At 59.2% G+C, this 25,364-nt stretch carries 28 protein-coding genes and 2 pseudogenes; 17 read left to right on the top strand and 13 right to left on the bottom strand.

The features are described 5' to 3' along the window. Nucleotides 1–2 precede the first annotated feature (2 nt). From IVB22_RS11045 to IVB22_RS11055, 3 genes are all read left to right on the top strand, one after another. Nucleotides 3–3,389, top strand: a complete 3,387-nt coding sequence (locus IVB22_RS11045) for a TM0106 family RecB-like putative nuclease (protein WP_247517349.1) — start codon at nucleotides 3–5, stop codon at nucleotides 3,387–3,389. A 729-nt stretch (nucleotides 3,390–4,118) separates the two neighbouring features. Then, entirely contained in the window at nucleotides 4,119–4,562 is a 444-nt protein-coding gene (locus IVB22_RS11050; protein ID WP_247517350.1) for an MbcA/ParS/Xre antitoxin family protein, read from the top strand. After that, complete coding sequence (locus IVB22_RS11055; RefSeq protein ID WP_247517351.1) at nucleotides 4,563–5,258, top strand: RES family NAD+ phosphorylase; 696 nt, start codon at nucleotides 4,563–4,565, stop codon at nucleotides 5,256–5,258. 321 nt (nucleotides 5,259–5,579) lie between these two features. Here IVB22_RS11055 and dinB read toward each other — a convergent pair whose 3' ends face one another. From dinB to IVB22_RS11075, 4 genes are read right to left on the bottom strand one after another with little or no spacing between them, the layout of a single operon-like run. Next, nucleotides 5,580–6,683, bottom strand: coding sequence for a DNA polymerase IV (gene dinB, locus IVB22_RS11060; RefSeq protein WP_308200378.1), 1,104 nt, complete (start codon nucleotides 6,681–6,683; stop codon nucleotides 5,580–5,582). Continuing rightward, the gene (locus tag IVB22_RS11065; protein ID WP_247517352.1) at nucleotides 6,680–7,405 is read right to left on the bottom strand and encodes an SOS response-associated peptidase; all 726 of its coding nucleotides are present in this window, start codon (nucleotides 7,403–7,405) and stop codon (nucleotides 6,680–6,682) included. Before IVB22_RS11065 ends, dinB begins: the two co-directional genes overlap by 4 nt. Further along, nucleotides 7,342–7,857, bottom strand: coding sequence for a hypothetical protein (locus IVB22_RS11070; RefSeq protein WP_247517353.1), 516 nt, complete (start codon nucleotides 7,855–7,857; stop codon nucleotides 7,342–7,344). Before IVB22_RS11070 ends, IVB22_RS11065 begins: the two co-directional genes overlap by 64 nt. 45 nt (nucleotides 7,858–7,902) lie before the next feature. Next, a complete protein-coding gene (locus IVB22_RS11075) occupies nucleotides 7,903–8,298 on the bottom strand; it encodes a hypothetical protein (protein ID WP_247517354.1) in 396 nt (131 codons plus the stop codon). A gap of 144 nt (nucleotides 8,299–8,442) precedes the next feature. Here IVB22_RS11075 and IVB22_RS11080 point away from each other — a divergent pair, with 144 nt between their 5' ends. The 5 genes from IVB22_RS11080 to IVB22_RS11100 all read left to right on the top strand — a co-directional run bounded on the left by IVB22_RS11080 (nucleotide 8,443) and on the right by IVB22_RS11100 (nucleotide 11,411). Further along, a complete protein-coding gene (locus IVB22_RS11080; RefSeq protein ID WP_247517355.1) occupies nucleotides 8,443–9,375 on the top strand; it encodes a Ku protein in 933 nt (310 codons plus the stop codon). Between the two features lie 5 nt (nucleotides 9,376–9,380). Further along, nucleotides 9,381–9,716 (top strand): hypothetical protein, encoded by a 336-nt coding sequence (locus IVB22_RS11085; RefSeq protein ID WP_247517356.1) that lies wholly within the window; start codon nucleotides 9,381–9,383, stop codon nucleotides 9,714–9,716. Beyond that, nucleotides 9,703–10,380, top strand: a complete 678-nt coding sequence (locus IVB22_RS11090) for an HAD family hydrolase (protein ID WP_247517357.1) — start codon at nucleotides 9,703–9,705, stop codon at nucleotides 10,378–10,380. Before IVB22_RS11085 ends, IVB22_RS11090 begins: the two co-directional genes overlap by 14 nt. A 66-nt stretch (nucleotides 10,381–10,446) precedes the next feature. After that, complete coding sequence (locus IVB22_RS11095) at nucleotides 10,447–10,950, top strand: NUDIX domain-containing protein (protein WP_247517358.1); 504 nt, start codon at nucleotides 10,447–10,449, stop codon at nucleotides 10,948–10,950. After that, nucleotides 10,947–11,411 (top strand): metallophosphoesterase family protein, encoded by a 465-nt coding sequence (locus tag IVB22_RS11100; RefSeq protein WP_247517359.1) that lies wholly within the window; start codon nucleotides 10,947–10,949, stop codon nucleotides 11,409–11,411. The genes IVB22_RS11095 and IVB22_RS11100 overlap by 4 nt, the downstream gene beginning before the upstream one ends. A gap of 82 nt (nucleotides 11,412–11,493) precedes the next feature. Here IVB22_RS11100 and ligD (IVB22_RS11105) read toward each other — a convergent pair whose 3' ends face one another. Next, nucleotides 11,494–12,441: a non-homologous end-joining DNA ligase gene (gene ligD, locus IVB22_RS11105; RefSeq protein ID WP_247517360.1), complete on the bottom strand. Its 948-nt coding sequence runs from the start codon at nucleotides 12,439–12,441 to the stop codon at nucleotides 11,494–11,496. A gap of 153 nt (nucleotides 12,442–12,594) precedes the next feature. Between ligD (IVB22_RS11105) and IVB22_RS11110 the strand changes: the two genes are divergently transcribed. Beyond that, nucleotides 12,595–13,209 (top strand): cell envelope biogenesis protein TolA, encoded by a 615-nt coding sequence (locus IVB22_RS11110; RefSeq protein ID WP_247517860.1) that lies wholly within the window; start codon nucleotides 12,595–12,597, stop codon nucleotides 13,207–13,209. A gap of 35 nt (nucleotides 13,210–13,244) precedes the next feature. Here IVB22_RS11110 and IVB22_RS11115 read toward each other — a convergent pair whose 3' ends face one another. Beyond that, nucleotides 13,245–13,412 (bottom strand): hypothetical protein, encoded by a 168-nt coding sequence (locus IVB22_RS11115; RefSeq protein ID WP_247517361.1) that lies wholly within the window; start codon nucleotides 13,410–13,412, stop codon nucleotides 13,245–13,247. Beyond that, on the bottom strand, nucleotides 13,412–14,332 hold the full coding sequence (gene ligD / locus IVB22_RS11120) for a non-homologous end-joining DNA ligase (RefSeq protein WP_247517362.1): 921 nt from the start codon (nucleotides 14,330–14,332) through the stop codon (nucleotides 13,412–13,414). The genes IVB22_RS11115 and ligD (IVB22_RS11120) overlap by 1 nt, the downstream gene beginning before the upstream one ends. A 109-nt stretch (nucleotides 14,333–14,441) precedes the next feature. Here ligD (IVB22_RS11120) and IVB22_RS11125 point away from each other — a divergent pair, with 109 nt between their 5' ends. Next, nucleotides 14,442–14,627: a DUF3606 domain-containing protein gene (locus IVB22_RS11125; protein ID WP_247517363.1), complete on the top strand. Its 186-nt coding sequence runs from the start codon at nucleotides 14,442–14,444 to the stop codon at nucleotides 14,625–14,627. Nucleotides 14,628–14,665: 38 nt separating this feature from the next. Here the strand turns inward: IVB22_RS11125 and IVB22_RS11130 are convergent, their stop codons facing one another. From IVB22_RS11130 to IVB22_RS11150, 5 genes are all read right to left on the bottom strand, one after another. Next, nucleotides 14,666–14,932, bottom strand: a complete 267-nt coding sequence (locus tag IVB22_RS11130; RefSeq protein WP_247517364.1) for a hypothetical protein — start codon at nucleotides 14,930–14,932, stop codon at nucleotides 14,666–14,668. A gap of 100 nt (nucleotides 14,933–15,032) precedes the next feature. Further along, nucleotides 15,033–17,093, bottom strand: a complete 2,061-nt coding sequence (locus IVB22_RS11135; RefSeq protein ID WP_247517861.1) for an ATP-dependent helicase — start codon at nucleotides 17,091–17,093, stop codon at nucleotides 15,033–15,035. Nucleotides 17,094–17,241: 148 nt separating this feature from the next. Next, entirely contained in the window at nucleotides 17,242–17,904 is a 663-nt protein-coding gene (locus tag IVB22_RS11140; RefSeq protein ID WP_247517365.1) for an SOS response-associated peptidase, read from the bottom strand. Between the two features lie 77 nt (nucleotides 17,905–17,981). Continuing rightward, on the bottom strand, nucleotides 17,982–18,278 hold the full coding sequence (locus tag IVB22_RS11145) for a hypothetical protein (RefSeq protein ID WP_247517366.1): 297 nt from the start codon (nucleotides 18,276–18,278) through the stop codon (nucleotides 17,982–17,984). 22 nt (nucleotides 18,279–18,300) lie between these two features. Further along, nucleotides 18,301–18,504 (bottom strand): hypothetical protein, encoded by a 204-nt coding sequence (locus IVB22_RS11150; RefSeq protein WP_247517367.1) that lies wholly within the window; start codon nucleotides 18,502–18,504, stop codon nucleotides 18,301–18,303. A 176-nt stretch (nucleotides 18,505–18,680) separates the two neighbouring features. Between IVB22_RS11150 and IVB22_RS11155 the strand changes: the two genes are divergently transcribed. The 5 genes and pseudogenes from IVB22_RS11155 to IVB22_RS11175 all read left to right on the top strand — a co-directional run bounded on the left by IVB22_RS11155 (nucleotide 18,681) and on the right by IVB22_RS11175 (nucleotide 21,361). Then, nucleotides 18,681–18,902 carry a hypothetical protein gene (locus IVB22_RS11155; protein WP_247517368.1) on the top strand — a complete coding sequence of 74 codons (222 nt, stop codon included), beginning with the start codon at nucleotides 18,681–18,683 and terminating at the stop codon, nucleotides 18,900–18,902. A 303-nt stretch (nucleotides 18,903–19,205) separates the two neighbouring features. After that, the gene (locus IVB22_RS11160) at nucleotides 19,206–19,388 is read left to right on the top strand and encodes a hypothetical protein (RefSeq protein ID WP_247517369.1); all 183 of its coding nucleotides are present in this window, start codon (nucleotides 19,206–19,208) and stop codon (nucleotides 19,386–19,388) included. 464 nt (nucleotides 19,389–19,852) lie between these two features. After that, nucleotides 19,853–20,575 (top strand): annotated as a pseudogene (locus tag IVB22_RS11165) (ParB/RepB/Spo0J family partition protein); the annotation flags it as partial. A gap of 45 nt (nucleotides 20,576–20,620) precedes the next feature. Continuing rightward, nucleotides 20,621–21,118 (top strand): annotated as a pseudogene (locus tag IVB22_RS11170) (TrbI/VirB10 family protein); the annotation flags it as partial. Between the two features lie 3 nt (nucleotides 21,119–21,121). Further along, complete coding sequence (locus tag IVB22_RS11175; protein WP_247517370.1) at nucleotides 21,122–21,361, top strand: DUF2274 domain-containing protein; 240 nt, start codon at nucleotides 21,122–21,124, stop codon at nucleotides 21,359–21,361. Here the strand turns inward: IVB22_RS11175 and IVB22_RS11180 are convergent. Beyond that, complete coding sequence (locus IVB22_RS11180) at nucleotides 21,337–22,293, bottom strand: LysR family transcriptional regulator (protein ID WP_247517371.1); 957 nt, start codon at nucleotides 22,291–22,293, stop codon at nucleotides 21,337–21,339. The two genes, IVB22_RS11175 and IVB22_RS11180, sit on opposite strands and share 25 nt — an antisense overlap. A 979-nt stretch (nucleotides 22,294–23,272) precedes the next feature. Between IVB22_RS11180 and IVB22_RS11185 the strand changes: the two genes are divergently transcribed. Together IVB22_RS11185 and IVB22_RS11190 are read left to right on the top strand one after the other, a co-directional pair. Beyond that, the gene (locus IVB22_RS11185; RefSeq protein ID WP_247517372.1) at nucleotides 23,273–24,013 is read left to right on the top strand and encodes an SDR family NAD(P)-dependent oxidoreductase; all 741 of its coding nucleotides are present in this window, start codon (nucleotides 23,273–23,275) and stop codon (nucleotides 24,011–24,013) included. Between the two features lie 117 nt (nucleotides 24,014–24,130). Continuing rightward, nucleotides 24,131–25,300, top strand: a complete 1,170-nt coding sequence (locus IVB22_RS11190) for an ABC transporter substrate-binding protein (protein ID WP_247517373.1) — start codon at nucleotides 24,131–24,133, stop codon at nucleotides 25,298–25,300. Nucleotides 25,301–25,364: the final 64 nt, after the last annotated feature.

Raw genomic sequence — 25,364 nt, forward strand, 5'->3', positions numbered from 1 at the left:
TCATGAGGGAGGACGCAGGAAAACGCATTTATTCGGCAACCGACCTTGTGAATTATCTTGGCTGCACGCATGCAACGTTCAACGACTTGCGGCAGCTTGTGCACCCCGTGGTGTTTCCGGAAGACGATGAGCAGGCCAAGCTCCTTCAGGAAAAAGGCATCGAGCATGAAAAGGCTTACCTTGCCCGGCTACGGAAGGAAGGCCGAACGGTTGCCGAGATAACGAGCGAAGGCAGGCTCCACGAGCGCGTTGCCGCCACGCACAAGGCGATGCAGGCTGGCGCCGACGTCGTATATCAAGGCGCGCTCTACGGCTCGCCCTGGCACGGGTTCTCAGACTTTCTCCTGCGCATCAATGACACCCCGTCGCGGCTTGGTGACTACGCCTACGACGTCGCCGACACCAAACTCGCACGCACCGCCAAACCAAAGCACGTGATCCAACTTTGCGTCTATGCGGACCTTCTAGGTGCCGCTCAAGGCGTTGAGCCTCCGCAATTGCATGTCGTGCTTGGCGACGGCCGCACGGCTTCGCTTCGCACATCCGATGTGCGTCACTATTACGGCGTGGCACGAGGGCGGTTCGAAACCTTTGTTGGGACGCCCCCGACGGCCTCGGTCGCAGAGCCGTGTGGTCATTGTACCTTCTGCCGGTGGTCCGACACTTGCACCGATGAATGGGAGGCGAACGATCATTTGAGCCTCGTTGCGAACATTCAGCGCAGCCAGATCGATAAGCTACGGGCAAGCGGCATCACGACTGTCCGCCAGCTTGCAGCTATGCCGGCGACCGCACGTATTCCGAACCTGCAAGCCGATACCCTGTCACGGTTGCGCGCGCAGGCCGCTTTGCAGGTGGCACGCCGCGATACCGGAAAGAACCAGCATGAAATGCTGCCGCCATCGCCCGGCCGTGGGTTTGAGCGACTTCCCAAGCCGAACCCCGGCGACCTCTTCTTCGATATGGAAGGCGATCCCCTTTACGAAATGGGACTCGAATATCTCTTTGGTCTTGTTCACTACGATGGGGGCCGGGAGAAGTTCACGGCTTTCTGGGCGCACAATCGCGAAGATGAGAAGAAGGCATTCGAGAACACGGTCGACTTCATGACCGCGCGTCTTGTGTCTCATCCCGCCGCCCACATCTACCACTACGCCAGCTACGAAGAGTCAGCCTTGAAGCGCCTCGCGATGCTTCATGGCACGCGGGAAACAGAGGTCGATAATCTGCTGCGCCGGCACAAACTCGTCGACCTTTACAAGGTTGTGCGCGAATCCGTACGGATCTCGGAGCCGCGATATTCAATCAAGAATCTCGAACGATTTTACCTCGATGAGGCACGATCCGGGACGGTCACCACAGCAGGTGATAGCATCATCATCTACGAGCGGTTCCGCCGCCTCGGCGCTAAAGAGCTGCTCGACGAAATCGAGGCTTACAACAAGCTTGATTGCCAATCGACTGCGAAGTGCCGGGATTGGCTTGCCACGCTACGCCCTGCCACCATGCCATGGCCTACGGAAATCGCGCCGGAGAAGGCCGATCCCGTACGCGAGCAAAAGCGCATCGAGGCGGAGCAGCGCACCGCCGCGCACATTCAGGCGCTGACAACGGGATGCGCGCCCGAAGATCGTCCGTGGCGGACCTTGCTAGCCTATTTGCTCGAATTTCACAGGCGCGAGGCAAAGCCGAAATTCTGGGCAATGTTCACGCGGCAGGAAATGACGGACGAGGAGTTGATCAATGATGCCGAGTGCATCGGCGTCCTTACTCCGGACCCCGCGCGACCGCCGCGCCCGGAAAAGAAATCGATGATCTACTCGTTCACATTCCCACCTCAAGACTTCAAGATGCGTGTCGACGACGAGGTCCTGCGCGCCGGCACGCTGGAGTCCGCCGGCGAAGTCTTTGAACTTGATGAAGATGAAAGGCGTATCTCGCTGAAGCTTGGGCCGAAATGGTCGCGCCTCGCCGACGGCGCGTCGCTCATTCCCAAGGGCCCTCTTGGCGATCTCGTTCTGCGGGCAGCGGTTCATCGCTATGCCGAAACCGTCATCGCGGGCGATCTAAATTGCTACCGTGCCCTGACCGATATCATGAAGAAGTCGGCGCCCCGTCTCGTAAAGCAGGCGCAAGGCACGCCCATCATCGCGCAAGGTGAAGAGCTGCTACATGGATCGGTGGCCGCACTAAAGCGCCTCGATCAAAGTTATATGCTCATTCAAGGCCCACCCGGTGCCGGAAAGACCTATACTTCATCACACGCGATCGTGGCTCTTTTGGCCGAGAAGAAGCGCGTCGGTGTTGCCTCCAACTCACACAAGGCCATCAACAACCTCCTGAAAGACGTTGAAGCTGTCGCAAAAGAGAAAGGCATCCGCTTCAGCGGAATTAAGGGATCGACCAAGGAGGAGCAGTATTTCCAGGGGAGGATGATTACCAACGCGGAGAACAAAGACGCGGCAGCGGCTCAGGCTAATCATCAGCTCATTGCCGGGACCGCTTGGCTCTTTGCGCGGCCTGATCTCGATCAGACGCTCGACTACCTCTTCGTAGATGAAGCAGGCCAGGTGAGCCTTGCGAATGTGATTGCGATGGGTGTCGCTGCGAAAAATGTCGTTCTCGTCGGTGATCAGATGCAACTGTCCCAACCCATTCAGGGCGCACATCCGGGTGGCTCTGGCATCTCCGGGCTCGATCACTTGCTCGCCGGCCTGGCAACCGTTCCGCCTGACAGGGGTATCTTCCTGGCAACGACTTTCCGGATGAATCCCGGCATTTGCAAATTCATCTCAGATGCAGTCTACGACGGCCGCCTCGTATCCGACCCATCTGCCAAACAGCAAACTATCGACATCGGCGATACGAAGGATGAGGCGCTAGCTACGACCGGACTGCGCTTTGTCCCCGTCGATCATGCCGACTTTGCGCAACGGTGCCCGCCAGAGGCCGAGCGCCTTAAGAAGACTTACGAAACATTGCTTGGCAAAACGTGGGTCAACCAGAAAGGCACCAAGAAGACCATCGGCGTCGACGATATTCTGGTCGTAACTCCTTATAACATGCAGGTGAACTATCTCCGCGATGTCCTACCGAACGGCGCTCGCGTTGGAACAGTCGACAAGATTCAAGGACAGGAAGCTGCCGTCGTATTGATCTCGATGACCACCTCATCCGGCGAGGATATGCCGCGCAACATCGAGTTTCTTTACAGCCGAAATCGTCTCAATGTGGCGATCAGCCGCGCACGCTGCCTTTCCGTAATCTTCGCCAGCCCGCGTCTTCTGGAAATCCCCTGTCATACGATCGAGCAAATGCAACTCGTGAATACGCTGTGCTGGGCAAAGTACTACTCTGACCAGTTGGTAGCTTCGCAGAGTTCCAACTAGCGGCCTACCTTCAATTGAGCCTAGGCCTATTCTGCTTCTTCAACTTGAGGGTAACGAGACGGCCGGTAGGTCATGTAACAATTGATCTAAGGCGGCCACAGATGCCTTCTTGGAATGCACAATGATGCGATCGTAGCGCCATTTCAGACGCGTTTTTCGCGCCGTTGAAGTGGTTGATCTTTTCCCACGACGACCAAGCCGTGAAATGTCACATGTCGGGGCACCAAATGGATTTCGTAGTCATCTGACTTTTCCATATCACCAAGTTTCCAGAATCAGGCCGATTCTCTGCGAGAATCCGTACTCGAGCTACGGTGACCATTTAGGAGTCGCTTTCGCGTCTGCTGTGACAAGATACTGTTCGGCCTGGCATCCTCGACTCAACTGAGAGGTAGCTTTTCGAAGTCAAGTCGCCGCGTGGAAACATCGCAGCGACGCGTACGGAGCCACTATGAGGCAATGCCCGTTCGTGCGCGGCAATACCTGGGATCTCCCAGCGGTGAATTCCGGCGCTGCCGAGAAACCATCGCAGGCCTATCCGAGAATCGAAACCGCCGTGCATCCTTACATGCTGTCTCGAGCTGCCGGAATTACTCGAAGGTGAGAGTACTTATCCGGCATACGCGGTTTTCGAGAACGATTTTGTTGCAATTACAATGACTTAATTGACCGCTTGCAAATCCGCCAATTGGCAGTATATTTACTGCCAATTGGCGGAGGCCCGCTTTGATGAGCCAAGCAGCTATTAGACCAGCGATAGACCCGGGCGTGGGGCCATCGGCACCGAACCTTTCGGATGCCTCTACGCGCGAACGACTGACACCATCGGCCGTCGACGGCATGGTTCGGCTTGCCGAGATCTGGCGTCTGACCGGACCCGAAGTTTGCGCGCTGCTGGGTGATGTATCCGAACGAACCTGGTTCCGAATGAAGAAGGGTGAGTGGTCGGGTATACTATCGCAGGATACGCTGACTAGGATCAGCGCGCTCATCGGCATTTTCAAGGGGCTTCGTTTGTTGTTCTCCGAGCCATTGTCGGACGAATGGGTGCGCTTACCAAACAAGGGACCACTGTATGGCGGCCGTCGTCCACTAGATACAATGATAGAAGGCGGCATTCCGAAGATGCTGGAAGTGCGCCGACATATCGACGCGCTGCGCGGCGGTTTGTGAATGCCCCTGCCACCTACGGTCAGCCTGTCCCAGCGCGACACTGTGCGGCTTATCTCAACAGGTCGGCTTAAAGACCCGGTGTTGCTTCCGCTTGCCGCCAATCACGGTGCACTTGAAGACCTTGCCGCACTCGAGAGTGCTACGAACGGCCGCTTGGTTGCCCAGGAAAGCGGGCTTCCGCAGCTCGATCCTCGCGAACTTGTGTTTGGTAGGGCTGGTTTCACTTTCATCAACGCAGCATTCACGCATACGCGACCCGGCGGTAATCGCTTTAATGACGACGACCGCGGTGCCTGGTATTGCGCTTTTGACGCGGACGCCGCCATTGGCGAAGTTTCATACCACGTGACGCGTGAGCTTGAGGCCGTCGGCCGCTTTGAAAACGTTACTGATTACGCTGAACTCATTGCCGATTTCTTCGGCCCGTTTCACGACCTGCGTGATGTCAATCCCGAGGTCGACCCGGTCCTGCACAAAGACCCTCCTATTGCTTATCCCGCCGGTCAGAAACTTGCTCGGCAGCTGCGGATCGATTACTCGAGCAATGGGATTGTCTATCCATCAATTCGGCACGCGGGAGGCACGTGTCTCGTCTGCTTTCGCCCCGACCTTGTCCAGAATTTACGTCAAGGCAGCATTTGGCGCCTTGAATGGCAGGGGACGCCAAATCCGGCGGTGAATCGCCAAGGACAGTAAGGTCAGGCAGATTCGCGAGGCAACGACGCCTCCCGCTATCGGAACTTTTCGAAGAGGGACCCTGTCCTCATCCTTAGGGCGTAAGGATAACGGCGCACGGACGACGGTCTCATGCTCGGACCGAAAACCGGTCAAACGCCGTTAAGGTCTGCAAGCGCGGCTCCGCCTCGCGGAGATAGATCTCGGCCCAAGGAAGGCGATTTCTCATCTAGCTTGTCTTCGTCGACGTCGACATCGCGGCCAAAGTTAGATCAGTTTCAAGCATGGTGTGTTGCGATCCTTCGGATACGGATTCGTGCATAGCCGCAAGTCTAGTCCGGTTCAAATCCCGAAATCCAGTTGCGGCTCTGTGTCGTTCTCGCCTTGCAGGGAAGACAGTGAAACCCCCAGCAGGCGCACCGCCTTTGGAAGGGGCATGTTGTCCTCCAGTAGTCCAATAGCCAGCTCCGAGAGCTCATCGCGACTTGCGACCGCCGAAGGAGCGGATCGGCTGCGCGTGATGATCTCGAAATCTGCAAACTTTACCTTCAGCGTTACTGTCCGGCCCCGTGAGCCCTTGTCTTCGCAGTACAGCCAGACCTTGTCGATCAGCGGCTGCAATTCTGCGAGCATGGGCCCAAATTCCGTGAGGTCGGCCGAGAAAGTGTTCTCGGCGCCGACGGACTTTCGGATCCGGTTCGCCCGGATCTCACGATCGTCGACGCCCCTGGAGATCCAGTAGTAATAGCTGCCAGCCTTGCCGAAATTGGCCTGCATGAATTCGAGCGACTGATTGCGCATGTCGAGGCCGGTATAGAGACCGAGGGAATTCATCTTGGCGCTCGTCGCTGGCCCGATGCCGTGGAATTTGCCGACCGGCAGGGTTTCTACGAATGCCAGCCCCATCTCCGGCGTGATGACGTACTGGCCGTTCGGCTTTCGGTGGTCGGAGGCGAGCTTCGCAAGAAACTTGTTGTAGGAAATCCCGGCGGAAGCGTTGAGGCCGGTCTCGGCCTTGATCTTGGCGCGGATCGCCAGCGCGACGTCGCGCGCCAGCAAAATCCCCTGCAGGTTTTCCGTGACGTCGAGATAGGCCTCGTCCAGGGACAGCGGCTCAATGATGGCCGTGTGCTCGGCGAAGATCTCGCGGATCTGTTGGGAGACCGCCTTGTAGACCTCGAAGCGGGGCTTCACGAAAATCAGGTCCGGACACTGGCGTTTCGCCGTCACCGACGGCATCGCTGATCTCACGCCGAACTTCCGGGCTTCGTAGCTCGCGGCGGCGACGACGCCCCGCTCGCGCGATCCGCCTACCGCGACCGGCTTGCCGCGGAGGTCCGGATTATCCCGCTGCTCGACCGATGCGTAGAACGCATCCATGTCGACGTGGATGATCTTGCGCTGGCGGGGCGGGCCCGATCCCTTATCATCGTCTTCGTCCGTCACGCTGGCGGCCCGGCCGGGTCTTCCTTTGCGCCGCGGGCGACGATCCGCAGTGCGCCGTTCGCGAGGGGCCGCTGCAGCTTCAAGGCCTCGTCTGGAGGGGCGGTCATCCAGGTCTCGACCTCGTCTGGCTTCGTCAGGATCACCGGCATTGCCTTCGGGTGAATGGCCGCGACTTCGGCGTTTGGCTCCGTCGTGAGGAACGCATAGAGATCGTTAGTGGTCTCGCCTTCCTTGACCTTCCGGACGGACGTCCAGTTGGTCCATATGCCGGCAAAGCAGGCTAGGGGACGGGTCTCGTCCAACGCGAACCAGATATCGCCGCCTTCGGCCTTGTTGAACTCGCTAAAGGAGTTGAACGGCACGACGCAGCGATTTTCGACGCCGAGCCAGCGGGCCCAGTGTTTGCTCTTCACGTTGCGGATGTTGGTCGTGCCGCCGTCCGGCTCCAGCCGCAGCAGTTCCTTGAAATCGACCGTCTTGCCCTTGGCCTGCAGCTTCTCGGCTCGCTTCTCGGTGGCGTCCATTAGGGCCTTCGATGACGATGGCATTCCCCACCGCGCCGTGGCGAGCTCGCGGCCCTTGGCTCCGTTGCGCATGATCGGTGCCTTGTAGTCCGGGAACACGCCGGGCATCGGCGCCAGATTGCCCACGTATCGGTTCACGACTCGAAATAGCGCGCTGATTGCGGCCTGGTTCGTCGTGATCGAATAGAGATTGCACATCGGTCAAGCTTCGTTTCGAGGTGGCGGGGCTGCCAAGCCAGTTGTAGCAGAGTCGCGGATGGGCGCCGGCCCACCTTGGCGCATTTGCGGCAGCGCAGCCGGCTGGCAAGATCGTGCACGAAGGTAGTCGGCGGATGTTTCATCGCCGCGAGGTCGACGTCGCTTGGCGTCTTGCAGCGCGCGCACCTGATCTCAAGCCAGGGGAAGCCTCCGTTCACGGCCTGGTCGATGGAGGGCGAGGGATCGATCGGTTCGCCATCGCTCCACATCCGCTCATTCCAGCTTTCGCAAAGCAGTCTGTCAGCTTGTTGGATGATGGCCTCGCCCTTGGCCCGCATCTCCGCCGATTGGGCGGCCAGGATGTTGGCCATCGCGCGTGCCTTGCCGAGCTCCTTTGCCAGAGCCTTGCGATCACCGCCCGACAAGGGCGTAGGGTGATACTTCGGGGCCATCCGGACATCCAGGCGCTAAGAGATCGAAACGGCAATCCGGAGCGGTTACGGCGCCTCGAACGCCGGCCAGCACCCGTCTTCTTCATGCCTGCCGGTGCGCTGCTGGCAGGTGTTGTCGAGCAACCGCTGAGCCACGTCCTTCCAGACAGCGTTGCCGCCATACAATCGGACTGCATCGGCGGTTTGGATTTCCACGGTCCGCTCGCAGCGACTGCACGAGATGCGCAGTACGTGGCGTTGAATCTCGGAAAGACGTCGCTGCCGCTTCTGGGCTCCGGTCTCGTCGGCGCGAGGGTCTTTGAGTACCGATTCCCAATATTCCACCGGAAGCGGCGCTTCCGGAGCCGCCGTGGAGGGGCCCGGTCTACGGGCAGCTTCAGCGGCCAGCTTTTCCATCTGTTTTGGGGTCGGCATGCGCCAGCTCGCGGGTTGATCGGTCATTCGGAATTAGAACATAACAAGAACAAATGTCGAGTCCGCTCGGACCCTCGTCGAGAAAAAATCATGCGGTTGGAAGGGACACGATGTCGGAACCAAGCCGGGCCGTTCGTCTTGAATCCGGCACCTGTAATGGAGTTCCCCCCGATGGCCCCCCGCGCTAACTGGAAAGGCTTCTTGCGTCTATCCCTCGTCACCTGTCCGGTCGCGCTCTATCCGGCCACGTCGGAATCCGAAAAGGTCTCGTTCAACCAGCTCAACCGAAAGACCGGTCACCGCATTAAGTACGCCAAGGTGGACGCTGATACCGGCGAGGAGGTCGACAACGAGGACATCGTCAAGGGCTACAAGGTCGACACCGACACCTTCATCGAGGTGACGAAGGAGGAGCTGGAGAACGTCGCGCTGGAATCAACGCGAACCATCGAGATCGATGAGTTCGTCGACCGCAGCGAGATCGACCCACGCTACTTGATCCGCCCTTACTACCTGACTCCAGATGGCAAAGTCGGACACGACGCCTTCGCCGTTATCCGCGAAACCATCCGCGAGATGAACAAGGTCGCGATCGGTCGCGTGGTGCTGACCAATCGCGAGCACATCATCGCGCTGGAGCCGCTGGACAAGGGGCTGATGGGAACGCTGTTGCGCTATCCCTATGAAGTCCGTTCCGCGGAGGAATATTTCGACGATATCCAGGATGTCAAAGTCACCAAGGACATGCTTGATCTCGCCAAGCACATCGTCAACCAGAAGGCGGGACATTTCGAGCCGGACAAGTTCGAAGACCAGTACGAGACTGCGCTCATTGATCTGATCAACCAGAAGCGCGCTGGCAAACCCATCACCGCGAAAGCGCGTCCCCGCGGCGAGAACGTGGTGGACTTGATGGACGCATTGCGCAAGAGCATCGGAGGAGGCGCGGCGGCCGCGACAGAGGCGCCGAAGAAGCCAGGCAAGAAGCCGCGCAAGGCGGAAGTCGGTCAGAAGGAAATGCTGATGCCGATCGCCGGCAAGAAGCCGGCGAAAGAGGCCGCGGCGAAGAAACCGGCGGCAAAACCGCAGCGGAAGTCGGCTTAGGTGTTGTGAAGCATCCGGTGACGCCAGACGGCCACTACTTCGTTGTCCGCGGCAGGCTCTGGCGGATGGCGAAGCCCGGTCTCGACGACGTCACGCGAGACCATCTTGTTGCCCGGCTAATGGCGGCGCGGCGGGCGGTGCGCGACGCCAAAAAGGCGGCCGACCGCGAGGCTGAATCAACGGCGCATAGGGCTGTGGACGAGGCTAAGCAGGCGCTCGGCGAGCGCGGTCCGGTATGGTGGGACGACGGCTCGCCGGATCTCAACCGGCGCATGGCGAAGAACACGCTTTATGCCGACTGGTATGCGAAACTAACTCGCTCCGACCATGGAGGACTTTGAGGTGCCAAGCGCCGCAATCTTCGATCTGGACGGCACGCTTCTGGACTCGGTGGATCTCCATGCGATGGCATGGCAGGAAGCTATGCTTAAGTTCGGCCACGACGTGAGCTTTGAACAGGCACGAAGCCAAATAGGCAAGGGAGGTGACAAACTCATTCCCGTCTTCCTGTCAGCTGACGAACAACGGGACCACGGCAAGGAACTGGAGGAGTGGCGTGGCAAGCGTTTCAAGTCGGAATATCTGCCGCTTGTGCGTCCCTTCTCGGCGGTCCCAAATCTGTTGCGACGCGTGCGCGAGGCTGGACTTCAGATCGCGATTGCTTCCTCGGCTAAGAAGGATGAAGTCGATGAGTATCTCGACATCGCTCGCGTCGTCGATCTCGTGGATATCACAACTTCTTCCGACGACGTAGATGAATCAAAACCGGCGCCCGACATCTTCAATGTTGTTCTCAAGAAGCTCAAGATTGATGGCGCCGACGCCGTCGCGATCGGTGATACACCGTACGATGCGGAAGCGGCTGGTAAGGCGGGCGTTCGCACGGTCGGCGTGCTCTGCGGAGGCTTCACGGAACACGAATTGAGGAAAGCCGGGTGCGCCGAGGTCTATCCGGGGCCAGCTGCGCTACTGGCCCGTTTCGAACGATCTTTGCTGTGCAATTAGCCAGTCGTCGCGCCTCAGGGATCCTCGCCTGCTCAGATCTCGATTGCTCTGCAAAATAGAAGCGACATGGCTGCGGTGAAAAAGACTTCCAGGAGATCGACCTTGAGCGCGGGCATTCTCGCCTACCGCAAAGGCGCTCGCGGGCTCGAGGTTCTGCTCGTTCATCCTGGCGGTCCGTTCTGGCGCAACAAGGATAATGGCGCCTGGTCCATTCCAAAGGGCGAAATCGATGCCAACGATCCTCCGGAGAACGTCGCTCGACGCGAGTTTGCCGAAGAACTCGGCCCGAGCGCTTCGATTGGTCCACTCCAGGAGCTTGGGGAAGTCCGACAGCGAGGAGGGAAGCGCGTCATCGCATTCGCCGGCGAGGGCCGCTTTGACCCGGCGGCGCTGACCAGCAATACCTTCGATATCGAATGGCCGCCCCGAAGCGGTCGACGGCAGAGCTTTCCTGAAGTCGACCGCGCGGAATGGTTCGATATCGAGTTTGCACGGACGAAGATGCTGTCCGGGCAGGTCGAGCTTCTCGATCGTCTTTTGGCGATCGTGGTTGAGAGCGCCGGAAAATGATGTTCAGGATTGGAATCATTTCGGACACGCACGGTCTGTTGAGGCCCGAGGCGGAACGAGGCCTGACGGGCGTCGATCACATCATTCATGCCGGCGACATCGGGCGCCCCGAGATCGTCGACGCGCTTCGCCGGATCGCGCCTGTCACCGCCATCCGTGGAAACGTAGACAGCGGCGAGTGGGCCCATCAATACCCCGACACGAAACTCGTGCGCCTGGCGGGAAAGTCGATCTACGTTCTGCATGACCTGAATTTGCTGCAGGCTGATCCCGGCGCCGGCATCGATGTCATCGTCTCGGGGCATTCCCACGTGCCGAAGATCGACACGGTCGGTGGCGTTCTCTACCTGAATCCCGGCAGCGCGGGACGGCGACGCTTCAAGCTGCCGATCACGCTTGCGACGCTCGAGGTCACGCCTGAGGGCATGCGACCGCAAATCCACGACCTTGGAGGCGACTGAGCGCACCACCGCGCAGGGAATTCACAGCGGGGGAGGCGAATGCGTCAATTCGTTCCGTTTGCCGAACGCCCAAAGGGAAGCGCTATTTGCGCGGACGTTCTCGCTCGCGCACGACAGCCTTCGCCCGCTTGTCGGACCTGAGCCCGAGGTAGACGGGCTGGCGCAGTTCGCCCTTACTCGTCCACTCCGCGAATTTGACCTCGGCAACCAACGAGGGCCTGACCCAGGTCGTGGCGGCCTCGTCCTTCACTTTGGCAGGGAAGGGTGATTTAGGGGTCGTCAGCTTCACGAGCTTGGCATGGAGGTCTTCCAGGACCTTGTGGCTGAAGCCAGTGCCGACATGTCCGATGTAGCGCCATGCGTCATCTTCCCGCACGGCGAGGACCAGGGCGCCGAAGAACGGCCTGGTGCGCCTGGGCGCCGTGAAGCCCGCGATCACCACTTCCTGCCGCTTTGCCGTCTTGATCTTCAGCCAATCCACCGTCCGGCTTCCGGACGCATACGCGCTGTCGGCGCGCTTCGCCATGACGCCTTCCAGACCCTTCCGCTCGGCCTCGGAGAAAAATTTCGTGCCGTTCGCTTTGCGGTGACGGCTGAAGGCGATCAGCCGGTGGCGCGGCAGGATCGCTTTCAGCCGCTCCTTGCGCTCGAGAAGAGGCTGTTTGCGCAAGTCCGCTGCGTTCTGAAACATGAGATCGAAGGCGCAATACAGGAGCTTCGCTTCATGGCGCAGCGCGTTTTGAAGCAGCTGGAAATGCGAGACGCCGTCCTTTCCGATCGCGACGAGCTCGCCGTCGATCACGGCGTCGCCCTTCACGCCCTCCAGCGCTTTGGCGACCTCGATATAGCTGCGGCTGATGATCTTGCCGTTGCGGCTGTAGAGCGAAACCTTGCCCCGCCGGATTTCCGCGATCATCCGGAAGCCATCGTATTTGTCCTCGAAAACCCAGCCGGGGTCGTCGAACGGCGCGTCAGTGAGCGTAGCGAGCATCGGCTGTAAGCGTTTGGGCAGGGTCGACGTCCGGCTCATTCAAGGGCCAATCCTTCAGAGCTTGTTGCGTAATGCATGGACGTCCTTCAAGAATGAAGGAACGCTCAAAGCCATGGCATGTTCCGTCAGACGCCGCGGCAAATCCCAGGGCGCGCGGCGTTGACTATCGAACGGGAAGGTCTGATCAGGCCGATGGCCAGAAAACTGAAAGCCTACCAGACGTCGCTCGGATTCTTCGATCTGGCGATAGCCGCTCCCTCCATGAAAGCGGCGCTCGAAGCGTGGGGCGCAGACAGCAATCTCTTTCATCAGGGCGCGGCGAAGGAAAGCGATGATCCGGACATCATCGCTGCGACCATGGCAAAGCCTGGCGTCGTACTCAGGCGCCCGGTCGGGTCCGACGGATCTTTCAAAGAACATGCCGAGCTTCCCACCGATCTCGGCGGCGGCAGACCCACGAAAGCTGCCCGCAAGTCGAAAGGCCCAAAGGCGAAGAAGCCTTCCTCTCGCCCCGTCGATAAGGTTGCGGAACGGAAGGCCGCTTTCGACTACGAACGGGAACGGAGGCGCCGCGAGCTTGAACGGGCGAGCGAAGAGGCCGCCAGGCAGAAGGGCCGTGAACGCCGGCAGCAGGCCATCAACAAGGCGCAGGCTGCGTTGGACAAGGCCGAGCAGGAGCACGCGAAGCGGGCCGCCGCCATCCAGGCCGAGGTCGAGGCTATCGAGAAGAGATCGCAAACCGAAGAAGCCCGCTGGGACAAGAAGAAAGAGCGATTGCAAGCCGCCTTGCGGCGCGCGCGGGGTTAGTTTCTGTGGCGGCATCCACGCTCCCCTTCCAGCGTTCATCGTTCGGGATCCAGCATGCTTGCTGCGGCTTGGTTCACCGCGGCGCGGTTTCGTCGGGCCTCAGGAGCAAGCTCCATGACCGCTCGATGCAGCTCGGCCGGAATCGTCAGCTGACTTTCCAAGGGCTTGGTGGCCCACTGCCAGAAGCGGTCAAAAGCATCCATCACAGATCCTCCCGAAGTCCCCTGAAGAAGGGATGGCGGACTTTCCCCTCCGCCGACTTCGCGCGGTATTCGATCTCGGCCAGCAGCTTCGGCTCGACCCAGATCCCCTTGTGCGCGATCCGCTTTGCATAGGGCTGCGTCTTGCGGACTAGCGGCCTCAGTCGCTTCAGCAGGTCGGCAACGGACGCCTTGTCGAACCCATGGTCCACCTTCCCGGCGTACATCAGATCGTCGCCCTTTTGGCGGCCGACGTAAATGCCATCCCACTTGCCCTTATCGAGGGCATATCCAGCAATGGTCAGCGTCTCGCGTTGCGCGCAGGTCGTCTTGACCCAGTTGTGTCCTCGACCACTCGCGTACACGCTATCGCGAACCTTCGACACGACGCCTTCGAGACCGAGCTCGCAGGCGTGCGCGAACATCTCGCGTCCCTCGATCTCGAAGCTTTCGCTGAATTGGACGTCGGTGCCCGCGATGATCTTCGTCAGTTCGGCCTTGCGCTCGAAGAGCGGCAGCTTTCGGATGTCCCTACCGTTCAGGTAAAGCAGGTCGAAGGCGATCAATACGATCTTGGTCGAAGTGCCCTTGAGCTCTTTCTGTAGCACCGAGAAATCGGTTGCGCCGTTGGTGGCCGGCACGACGACCTCGCCGTCGATGATCGCCGAGCCCGCCTTGATGTGCCAGGCGTCATCGGCGATCTTCCGGAAGCGGCTGGTCCAATCATTGCCGCGCCGGGTGAAGACCCTCACGGCCTCGTTTGCCAGATGGACTTGGACACGGTAGCCGTCGAACTTGATTTCGTGAATCCAGCGGGACCCGCTCGGCACCTTCTCGACCAGGCTGGCCAAGGCCGGTTCGATGAAGCCAGGCAGCGGCGCCTTGACGCCAATTGCCGCCGGTTTTCGACGCTGGAACGCCACGCACGAACTCCACGCCACAGGTGATTCAAAAGTGGCACAGCTCGAATCGTTCCGGAACCTGTGAATCCTTTGCGGCGTTGCATGTCGTCTGGTCACAAAGGAGGAGCCGATGGCGACAGCGAAGAAGACGGCCCGCGGGCGCAAACAGGACAGGGCCCGGGTAGCGGGGCGGCAGAACTACGAGCTACGGTACGAGTCGAAAAAGACCGGGCGCTCAGCGGCCGCTGTGAAGAAGGCCGTCAAGAAGGTCGGCAACAGCCGAAAGCGCGTCGAGAAGCGGCTTGGGAGCTACTAGGCCAACTTGCACGCCGTCGATTTCCCGGCGCCGGGCCTCTAGCAGTCCGGCGGGCATTCAGGGCAAGTGTCGCCGATCGAGGCTAATACGTCCTCGATTTCGGCGACCGCCTCTGCCCGAGAGAGTCCGTCTGGCGGATCCAGGCGGGCCATGTCGAAGGCGCGCTTGCGGGCGTGCGGGTCGGCGCGATCTTGCATCCAGCCGTGCTCCTCGCACTCGCGGATGGCGCCCGCTTCCTGCAGCACCGAGATCGCCCAGCCACGCAGCGTCCGGATCGCAGATAGGCGCTCGTTCGTCATAAGCATTGGGGGTTCTCCTGCCGGGGGAATCCCTACGACCGGCGGTTCGTTCCTCGCCCCTGTGGCAGAGCAGGGATTCGAAATGGTAATGCTTATCCGCAAAGCTTCAGCGCCACATCCCTCGCATGCGAGATCCGATGTCGATTCGCGGCCCCTGGCTTGGACCGCGCGCAGCGGCGTCTGCAGCGGCTGCCGGCCAATTCGTGCGGTCGAACAGGCCAAGCAGCTTCTCGGGGATGAAGCGGGTTCGCGATGCATAAACGTGCCGGTCGCCTTGGGAATGCTGACCGTGCGTGAAGAAGCGCTGCGGCACTACTAGATGAAGATCGTTCTTCGCCCGTGTCATCGCGACGTAAAGAAGGCGGCGCTCTTCCTCGAGCTCGGCGGAGGTGCCGGCTCCTAAGTCGGACGGCATGCAGCCGTCGACTACGTTGAGGACATACACCGACTTCCATTCCTGGCCCTTGGCCGAGTGGATGGTCGATAAGATCAGATAGTCTTCATCCAGCAACGGCACACCGGCCTGGTCGCTGGTCGCGTCTGGCGGGTCCAGGGTGAGCTGCGTCAGGAAGCGTTCGCGCGAAGGATATCCGCCGGCTATCTGTTCAAGTTGAATGAGATCGGCGCGCCGGACCTCGGCGTCTTCGTGGATGCGGTCCAGATGTGGTTCGTACCACAGGCGGGCGCGCTCCAGGTCCGATGGCCATTCCGAATATCGGAGGTTTCCGACCGTCTCGACGAAGGTGGTCCAATCGTCGCCGGCGCGGGGCGGGCAGGGAAGGGTACAAAGCGCGCCGAGCGGGTCGGTGGATTCCGCCATGTGATCAAGGATGCGTTGCGCGGATGCGGGACCGATACCGGGCAACAGATGCATCACGCGGAACCCGGCGACCCTATCGCGGGGATTCTCGACGAACCGCAGCATTGCGAGCAGGTCCTTGACGTGCGCGGCATCAAGAAACTTCAGGCCGCCGAACTTGACGAACGGGATATTGCGACGAGTAAGTTCGACCTCCAGCGGCCCGCTATGCGAGGACGTACGGAAAAGCACCGCCTGCTGCTTGAGGAGGGCTCCTTCCTCGCGGGTTTCGAGAATGCGCTCGACGATGTAGCGCGCCTGGTCGGTTTCGTCGCGCACGGCGACCAGGCGAGGCTTTGTCGATGACGTGCGCTCGGTCCAAAGGTTCTTGGTGAAGCGCTCCCTGGCGAGATCGATGACGCCGTTTGCCGCGGAAAGGATCGGCTGTGTCGAGCGATAGTTGCGGTCGAGGGTGACGATCTCTGCCCTCGGACTGAATTGCTCGGGAAAATCGAGGATGTTGCGTACGGTGGCAGCCCGGAAGGAATAGATCGATTGCGCATCGTCGCCGACCACCGTGAGACCCCGTCCTCCAGGCTTCAACGCCAGCAGAACTGAAGATTGTAGACGATTTGTGTCCTGGTACTCGTCGACGAGCACATGATCGAAGCGGCCGCCGACGTCGTCGGCAATGCCGGCGTCGGACATCATCTGCGCCCAGTAGAGAAGAAGGTCGTCGTAATCGAGGACGTTCTGCTTCTGCTTGGCCTCGACATATGCAGCAAAGAGATCTTTGAGTTCCGCGGCCCAGCCGGAACACCATGGGTATGACGCTCCTAGCACCTGTTCGAGCTGCGTCTCGGCGTTGACGCAGCGCGAGTAGATTGAAAGGCACGTGCCTTTGGCAGGAAAGCGGCTTTCGGTCTTCGAAAGCCCGCGCTCGTGCCTGACCAGATTCATCAGATCGGCTGAGTCCTCACGATCGTGAATAGTAAAAGCGGGATTGAGGCCGATCTGGTCGGCATATTCGCGAAGAAGTCTGGCACCGATTCCGTGGAAAGTGCCGGACCAGCTTAGCGCGTCGGTCATGATGCCCGCGTCGGCGCCGAGAACTTTCCGGGCGATCCGCTCGACCCGTTTTGCCATCTCGGACGCGGCGCGTCGCGAGAACGTCATCAACAAGATCCGGCGAGGGTCAGCACCGCTGACAATGAGATGGGCGACGCGGTGAGCAAGCGTGTTCGTCTTGCCGGATCCGGCGCCGGCAATGACGAGCAGGGGCAGCCCGACATTGCTATTGCCGCAGACGCCGTGCTCGACGGCTCGGCGCTGCTCCGGATTAAGCGTCTCAAGATATGATGCGGCCATCGAAGCGAGCACGAATCAGTTCCCCTGCTGAAATTCAACGCTCGATGATTCCCGCTGGAATCGCAACAAATTCGAATGCTGTCAGAGCACGTGGTAAATTCTTGGCTTTGTTCCTCCACTTGCTCCGTTGTGCAGTCAAAAGGCAAGCCTACGCCGCCGCCTTGTCTTCCTTATCGGGGCCGCGCATGACGATCTGGAGCGCTTCATCTGGCAGCGGACGCTGCAGCACCTTCGCCTCGTCCCACGGAGCACGCATCCAGACGTCGCGTTCTTCCTCGGTCGTAAGGATTACCGGCATTGCCTTTGGGTGGATCGGCGCGACGATCGCGTTCGGGGACGTGGTCAAGAAACCATAGACGAGATGAGGCCCGGGGATCGGCTTCGACTTCGTGCCGCGATCTCCTTTGAACTCGGTCCAGATGCCGGCGAAGCAGAACAGCGGCCGGTTGTCGTCGAGTGCAAACCAGACGACGTCCTTCTTCTTGGTCTCCGGATTTGGCTCGGGAGCGTATTCGGCGAAGCTGTTCGCTGGCACAAGGCAGCGGTTCTCTGGTTTTAGCCAACCGCGCCAATGTGGAGAGGACGTATTGCGAATATTCGTCACCGGCGGGCCGCCGGTTCTCGGTGGAGGCGGCAGGCCCCAGCGCATCAACAGCATCTCTTCAGCGTCATCGACATTGCGGATCACCGGTGCCGGATAATCCGGAAAAACACCGGCCATCGGCGGCAGGTTGCCGACGTACCGGTTCATGCGTCTGAACAAGCCGGCGATCGCCGCCTGGTTCGTCGTGATCGAATACAGATTGCACATTTCAGCGTTCGTTCTCGACGATCATGGCCAAAGCCCGACCGAGGCATTCCGCGCATCCGGGTCCGCATGTCCGGACGTCATGACACCTTCCTCACTCGGTTTTGTTCAAATGATCGCATCGTGATGCCGTCGAGGATCTTGCCCGCGGCTGCTCGAACCTTTCTCTCGGTATCCTCAGGCATCGGTGGGAGCCTATAGGTCGCCACGAGATCCGTAAGTTCCTTATGGACATCTGTACGGAAGCCGCGCGGGTCATCAGCCATTTCCGACAGGAGTTGAAATAGCGTCATGAGCGTGAACTGCATGGCCATGTCAGCTCCCATGTGCTCGGCCTGGTCGTCCGTGATGAAAGAACGCGTGTCCTGATGCTTCATGCTCCTCATCGAACTCCGACATCTATCCTGTGTAGGTCCGAAAGCGCCCGCGCATGTACGCATGCGATACGGCCTTCTTCAGCTCCGCTCTCTCCGATTCCAATAGATTGTTCGCGACGATTAGTGCGCGAACAGCCGCACGCGGATCGCCGTGGCAAGTGGCGATCGCCTGGTCGACGGCGGCTTCCAGCCCGTCCTGTTCGTTCGGCCGAGAGACCGTGGACATGATCCTGTTCCAGGTTCGCCGTCGACGGTCCATGTTCTTATTTTGTTCTCATGAAGTCAAGTGCGCTGGCCTGCTTCCGATAGAGTGGACCAGTCGCCTCCGTCGGCCTAGATCCGATTTTCCCGCGGCTGTCATGATCCCGTGTTAGAAGGAACTTGCGCTGGGATTGTGCATCGATGCCCATCTATCGCCTGCTGCAAAATTCTCCGCTGGGCCCGGAGGAAATAGCGGTTTTGACCGATGCTTATGAGCGCACCTTGCGCGCGCTCAGTTTGGTTGATCGCGGTGATCCCATCGCAGAATTGATTGCCAAAAAAGTTATTGAACTTGGTCAGCGCGGCGTTCGCGATCCGAAACAATTATCATCACTCGCCATTAAAGAGCTCGGCGTCGAATAGGCGGGGGCATCCGTGCTGTTGGCAGGAGTCATGTGTTTTGTCGGACTTGTAGTGGCGATCGGGATCACCATCCTGATAAGTCATTTCAGCGCCCGCGCGTGAACAGTCGCCATCAGAAAATTGAGACCGCCTCAGTCAGGAGCCTCTTCGTTGGAGAACACTGCTTGCCTCCACCGTGTGGGAGGCTCTGATGTCAAACGAGCGGTGACCTATCTCCACAGTCGCGCGGGCGGCTCTAGCGTAGTTTGGGCGACTCACGCTAACCCATCAATTTCAACCACCTCACTGCACAAAAGGAAGAAAATGGTTGCAGCGACTCGTGAATTGCCGGCCTCAGGTTACGCGCTTGAAGTGGACGGCCGACTCAAAGCCGAATTTGCTACCAAAGATGGGGCCAGGGCAGGTGGAGTAGAGCTAAAGAAACGCTTTCCCATGCTTCAGATCAGGATCTATGACGCGCAAACGAATGCGCGCGAGGAAATTTAGATCTTCTCAAGTCTAAGCGGATTTTCTGCTAAATGCGCATGCGGCTTCCGCCGCACCGGGCTTCTCGTGAACCGAGCCGCTGACGCGTCTCGGCCGTCCGGCTTCGATCCCTTGCGCGATACGGTGTCGCTCGCCGGAGGCACTCGCGTTAGGGGCCGCCGGCATTGCATGCCGGCGCCGCTATCACTGCCCCGAACGCGGGTGCCTTGTTAACCGGTCTCGCGACTGCAGTCGTCTCGGTGCCCGCGGGCATTTCATGCCCGCGTCGCTATCACTGCCCCTTCGTCGGCTGCCTTTTCTCCTGCCTCCGCTGCGCTTCGGCCGAAGAGTATCTCCGAGGGCTAGTTCATGATGCGCGGTACGTTGCTTGCGGAGCCGTCGAGAGCAAGAGGAGAGCCGGGATTTTCGTGACGGGTTGGAGGCCGAGAGAGAGTCTCACGGCCGCCCGTCATGGAGAATCCGACATGGCAAGCGCCGTCCAGAAAATCAAACTCAGTCCCTCCCGGGATATTCCATTCAACAAGCTGGTGCTGAGCCAGTCTAACGTCCGGCGCGTCAAGGCCGGCGTCTCGATCGAGCAACTCGCCGAGAGCATCGTGCAACGTACACTCTTGCAGAGCCTGAATGTCCGGGCCGTCGTCGATGCAGAAGGCAACGAAACCGGCATGTTTGAAGTCCCGGCGGGCGGCAGGCGCTATCGCGCGCTGGAACTTCTCGTGAAGCAAAAGCGCATGGCCAAGACGCAGCCCGTTCCCTGCGTCGTGCGCGAGGGCGGTATCGCGGAGGACGATTCGCTTGCCGAGAATGACGAGAGGGTCGGGCTCCATCCGCTCGATCAATTCCGAGCCTTTCAGACCTTGCTTGATGCCGGCTTGACCGAGGAGGAGATCGCGGCCCGTCACTTCGTGACGCCGGCCGTCGTGAAGCAACGACTGCGGCTGGCATCCGTGTCGCCAAAGCTGCACGAGGTCTATGCCGAAGACGGCATGACCCTCGAGCAGCTCATGGCCTTTTCTGTTACCGCCGATCAGGCCAGGCAGGAGCAGGTCTGGGAGAACGTCAGCCGGTCCGGCTACGATGAGCCCTATCAGATCCGGCGCATGCTGACCGAAAGCACCGTCCGCGCTTCTGATCGCCGGGCGCAATTTGTCGGCCTCGATGTTTACCAGCAGGCGGGTGGCGGCGTTTCGGCCGCACTTATCACGGGCATCCGCTCCGATCTGCCCGGGCAGATCATGGCGCATGTGACCGAACCGCTATTTGATACGCCGTCCGGCCAAACTTTGCTGGTGCCCCAGGGTGCGCGACTAATCGGAATCTACGACAGCCAGATTGCCGTCGGACAGTCGCGCGTCCTCCTGGTCTGGACACGTCTGATCATGCCGAACGGCCGATCGATCGTCCTTGAGCGCCAGCCGGGTGCCGATACCGCAGGCTACGCTGGGCTTCAGGACGAGGTTGATCATCACTCGGGTGAGCTCTTCAGGGCGGCGCTGCTGTCGACCCTGCTGGGTGTGGGAGCCGAACTTGGGTCCGGCTCGGATGCCGACAACGGAAGCAGCGCCATCCTCCAGGCACTTCGCCGTGGGGCAGGGGATTCCCTGACCCAGACCGGTCAGCAGGTCGTTCGGCGCAATCTCAACATTCAACCGACCCTGACGATACGGCCGGGATTTCCGGTGCGGGTCATCGTCAATCGCGATCTCGTGCTCGAACCATACAGAGGCTGAAAAATGGCGAAGCTGAAGCTCGGCGCCATCGCCGATGAAAAGCCGGTAAAACTCACCGTGGAGCTGCCGGCCGGCGTCCATCGCGACCTCGCGGCCTACGCTGACGTGCTTGCCCGCGAAACCGGGCAGTCGATTTCGGACCCGGCGAAGCTGGTTGCTCCCATGCTAACGCGGTTCATGGCTACCGATCGAGCCTTTGCTAAAGCACGGCGCAAGGGTCAGCCAGCGCAAGGCAAGGGATAGCGTTCGCTCAACAGTTTGAGGAAGTTCGCCAGCGCCGGATTGTCATTGTCCTTGCGCCAATGTGCTGAATAATTGACCTGGCTCGGCCCCGTGCCGTCTCGTATCTCTCGATAAGTCAGGCCTACAAAAGTGACGCCGATGTCAGATTCGGCCACCAGGCTGACACCAAATCCTATGGCTATGAGGGTCTTGATGATACCTCTACTAACGTCATGGCGTTCGATCTTGGGGCGGTCTGCTGTCGAGATGAGCTTTGCCAACAAGAGATCTTCAAGTTCTCGTCCCGGATCGTATTGACTGAAAAGGACTGTTTCATTCCGCAGGTCGGTCCAGTAGATCGCTTTTTTCGTAGCCAACGGATGGCCTTCGGGCAATGCCAACAGGATACGCTCGCTCCACAGCGGCAAAGCGTTGCTGTCAAAGACATGTCCTCCGTCGGTCGCGATGACGACATCGATTGCACCGTTGCGCAGGGCGGTTACAAGGCGCATCCGCGACCTCTCGACCATGCCAAGCGCGACCTGTGGGCACCGCTGCCTGAAATCTACCAACGTCGCCCGCAAATTGCCGGCCGACAGTGACGTGTAGAACCCCACAGACAGCCGGCCAGCCTCGCCGCGTCCGTTGGACTTGGCTGACGTAACCAGCGCATCCATTTGTTCGAGAATCGACCGCGCCGCTCGGAGAAAATCCCGGCCAGCCGACGTTGCGCAGACGCCGCCGCTCGATCGTTCGAACACAATCACGCCTATCGAGTCCTCGAGTTGGCGAATGCAGCGGCTCAGCGTCGACTGCTGCGTCAACAAGACTTCGGCGGCCCGTCGGAAGCTTCCATACTCCGCGGAAACAACCGCATATCGGAGCTGTTGAAGGGGGATCGTTGAAGATTGATTGCGGAGAGACAAATATTTGTGGTCTTGTTCGTCGGCCATTCGCGACCATCGGATGCTTTGAACAGGTTGGAGCATCGACAAGACATTTTGAATTGGGTAATTTCATCAGCCGGCTGTGTTCATTGTGGGGCGTGGCCGTTCGCGATTGATTGATAAGCAAATCGTATAGAGGCATTCAGTTTAAAAATTCAGTTATTTTGTCATCAGATGTGGCGTTGCTTCCTCGCTCACGTCTCTATTCGGATGCCGTCGCCTATACGAAATGGGCCTTAAGACGACCTCTCTAATACCGTACGACCAACTGCAAGTGTTTGCTGCGCTGGCGGTTAAGAACAGCTGCTCCTCGAGGTGGTCGCGCCTCTAGCCTTCTTCGTATCGCTTAACCGCACGGCGATCGATGTATTCGGCGCACTGACTTGGCTTGATCCTGCGATCGGCTGGGACTTGTCCGCAGCCGTCGAGGTACGATCCTTGATTCCTGCATTTTTCGGCCCAGCCGCGGACAATGCCAAGCAAGGCCGCCGACGACCTTAGGGCGGCGAGTTCTCCACTCGTTCGCGCGCCGCGACCATTGGCGAGATCAGCCGCGTCGCAACCGACAGAGTTGCGACTGGTCATCGCGAAAGCAATAGCTGCCGCTTTAGCGGGAGCCTGACGGTCATCAAATCGACAGAGGTGAGCCGAGGCGACGGGATCCCCGCCAAGATGCTCCGTTTGTTATTCGCGCTCAAACGAGCCCCCATCCAGCCTTAGCAATCCATTCCATAATGTACTTTTAGTTTCCCATTAGACAATTAAGAGCCTTCGGTGGGAACCCCATGTACATGCCTTAAAGCTGGTGTGAACCGCTGATCATAGCTGGGATCGGCCTCGCGGGGTCGTTATGCGAGTTCCGACTGGGACGAAAGATGTTGCACTATAAAGAAATGCATTTATAATAGACAATACGGGTAAGGGCCCGACGCTCGCGTTGGGATAGTACGCATCCCCAGCGAGGGTCCTCGCCTCGGAGAAGCTGATGCACAGAGATCGCATTGTGGTCATTACTGGCGCCGCCGGTGGCATCGGCACTGTGCTCGTCGATCGCTTTCTCGCGAACCAAGACACGGTGGTCGCCGTGGACATCAATGGCACAAGTTTGGCCAGCCTAGTGCAGACGCGTGACGCCGGCAGCCGCCTCGTCCCTTTAAGAGCTGACCTTTCACAGGAGTCTGACTGTGAAAGATTGGCGCGCTCCGCGGGTGAGGTAGCTGGTCGAGTGGACGTGCTGGTGCACTGCGCGGGCTACTTTCCGATCTGTCGGTTCGAAGATATGAGCGCGCAGGACTGGCGCTCGGTTATTGACATCAACCTCACCGCGACCTTCTTTCTTACGCGCGCCATACTTCCGCTAATGAAGGGCAGAGGCTGGGGGCGAATCATCAACTACACGTCAAGCTCGATCTACGATGGCGTACCGGGGCGGGCACACTATGCCGCTGCCAAGGCCGGCGTGGTGGGCTTCTCACGTACTATCGCGCGCGAGCTTGGCTCCTACGGCATTACCGTGAACATGATCTCGCCTGGCCTTACCTTAACGCCACCAGTACTAAAGCATTTTTCGCCTCAGATGTTGGAGAACCAACTCACGCGGCGCGCTATCCAGCGCGACCAGGTACCCGCGGACTTGGTAGGAGCAACATTTTTTCTCGCCTCGCCTGAATCGGAGTTTATGTCGGGCCAGACCATCAACGTCGATGGCGGGAGGACGATGCTTTGAGCACCATCGTCGTTAATTCGTACGCTCTCTCCGATCTTGCACTCTCGCCTTTATCTTCCCTCGCGCAACAGAGAATTCGATGTCTTTGAACAAGCTGGCAACGCTAACGAGGCTGGAATGATCGCGCTCTTTGTGCCCTCGGCGCACGCGCAGAAACTTTATGATCCTGGAGCAAACGACGCAGAGATTAAAATTGGGAATATTATGCCGTACAGTGGTCCCCTTTCGGCGTTGTCCGTCATCGCCAAATTCGAGGCTGCCTATCTTACGGCATTGAACGAGCGGGGAGGAATTAACGGCCGAAAGATCAAGTTCATCAGCTACGACGACGCTTACTCTCCGCCCAAGACCGTGGAGCAAGCTCGCAAGCTCGTGGAAAGCGACGAAGTTCTCTTCCTGTTTAGCGTCTTGGGAACGCCAACAAACTCCGCAATTCAGAAGTACACGAACGCAAGAAAGATACCGCATCTTTTTGTTGCATCAGGCGCAACGAAGTGGGGCGATCACAAAGGCTTTCCCTGGACCATTGGCTTTCAGCCGTCGTACCAAACCGAAGCTCGAATTTTCGCCAAGTACGTAAGCGAGGTAAAGCCGGGCGCCAAGATTGCCGTGTTCTATCAGAACGACGATTTCGGCAAGGATATGTTGAATAGCTTCAAGGAACGCCTGGCCGCGGGCGGCCCTACAATCGCAATTGAAGAGAGTTATGACGTCTCGGAGCCCACGATCGATACCCATGTCGTCAAGATGAAGGCATCGGGAGCAGACACGCTGATGATATTCGCAAGCACCAAATATGCCGCGCAAACCATCAAGAAAACAGCCGAGCTCGATTGGAAGCCGCTCAGGTTTTTAACGTACTCCAGCTCCTTCATTGAAAGCGTAATAAGGCCTGCTGGCTTTGAGGCCGCGCAGGGTATCATCTCCGCATCATACCTAAAGGATCCGTCCGATCCTCAATGGAACGAAGATGAAGGAATGAAGACCTTCAAGAATTTTTATGCAAAGCACGTCTCCGATTCAGTCAGGATGGACGACCAGTTGGCGGGAGTCGGTTACTCCTTGGCCCAAACGCTTGAGCAGGTAGTTCGGCAATGTGGCGACGACTTAACCCGGGCCAATATCATGAAGCAGGCAGCAAATCTCAAAGACTTTTCATTCGATCTCCTTCTGCCGGGCATCAAAGTCAACACCAGTCCAGTCGACTTCTATCCGATAAAGCAGATGAGACTGATGAGACTAGAAGGCGAAACCTGGAAGTTGTTCGGGCCTGCCATCAGCGAATGAACTTCGCTTTGGTCCTGGTGCCGGCGTGTCTATTGCAACCGTCACCTGCTGGAACGGCGGGGTA

Source organism: Bradyrhizobium sp. 190 (genome assembly GCF_023073415.1).
Taxonomy (GTDB): Bacteria; Pseudomonadota; Alphaproteobacteria; order Rhizobiales; family Xanthobacteraceae; genus Bradyrhizobium.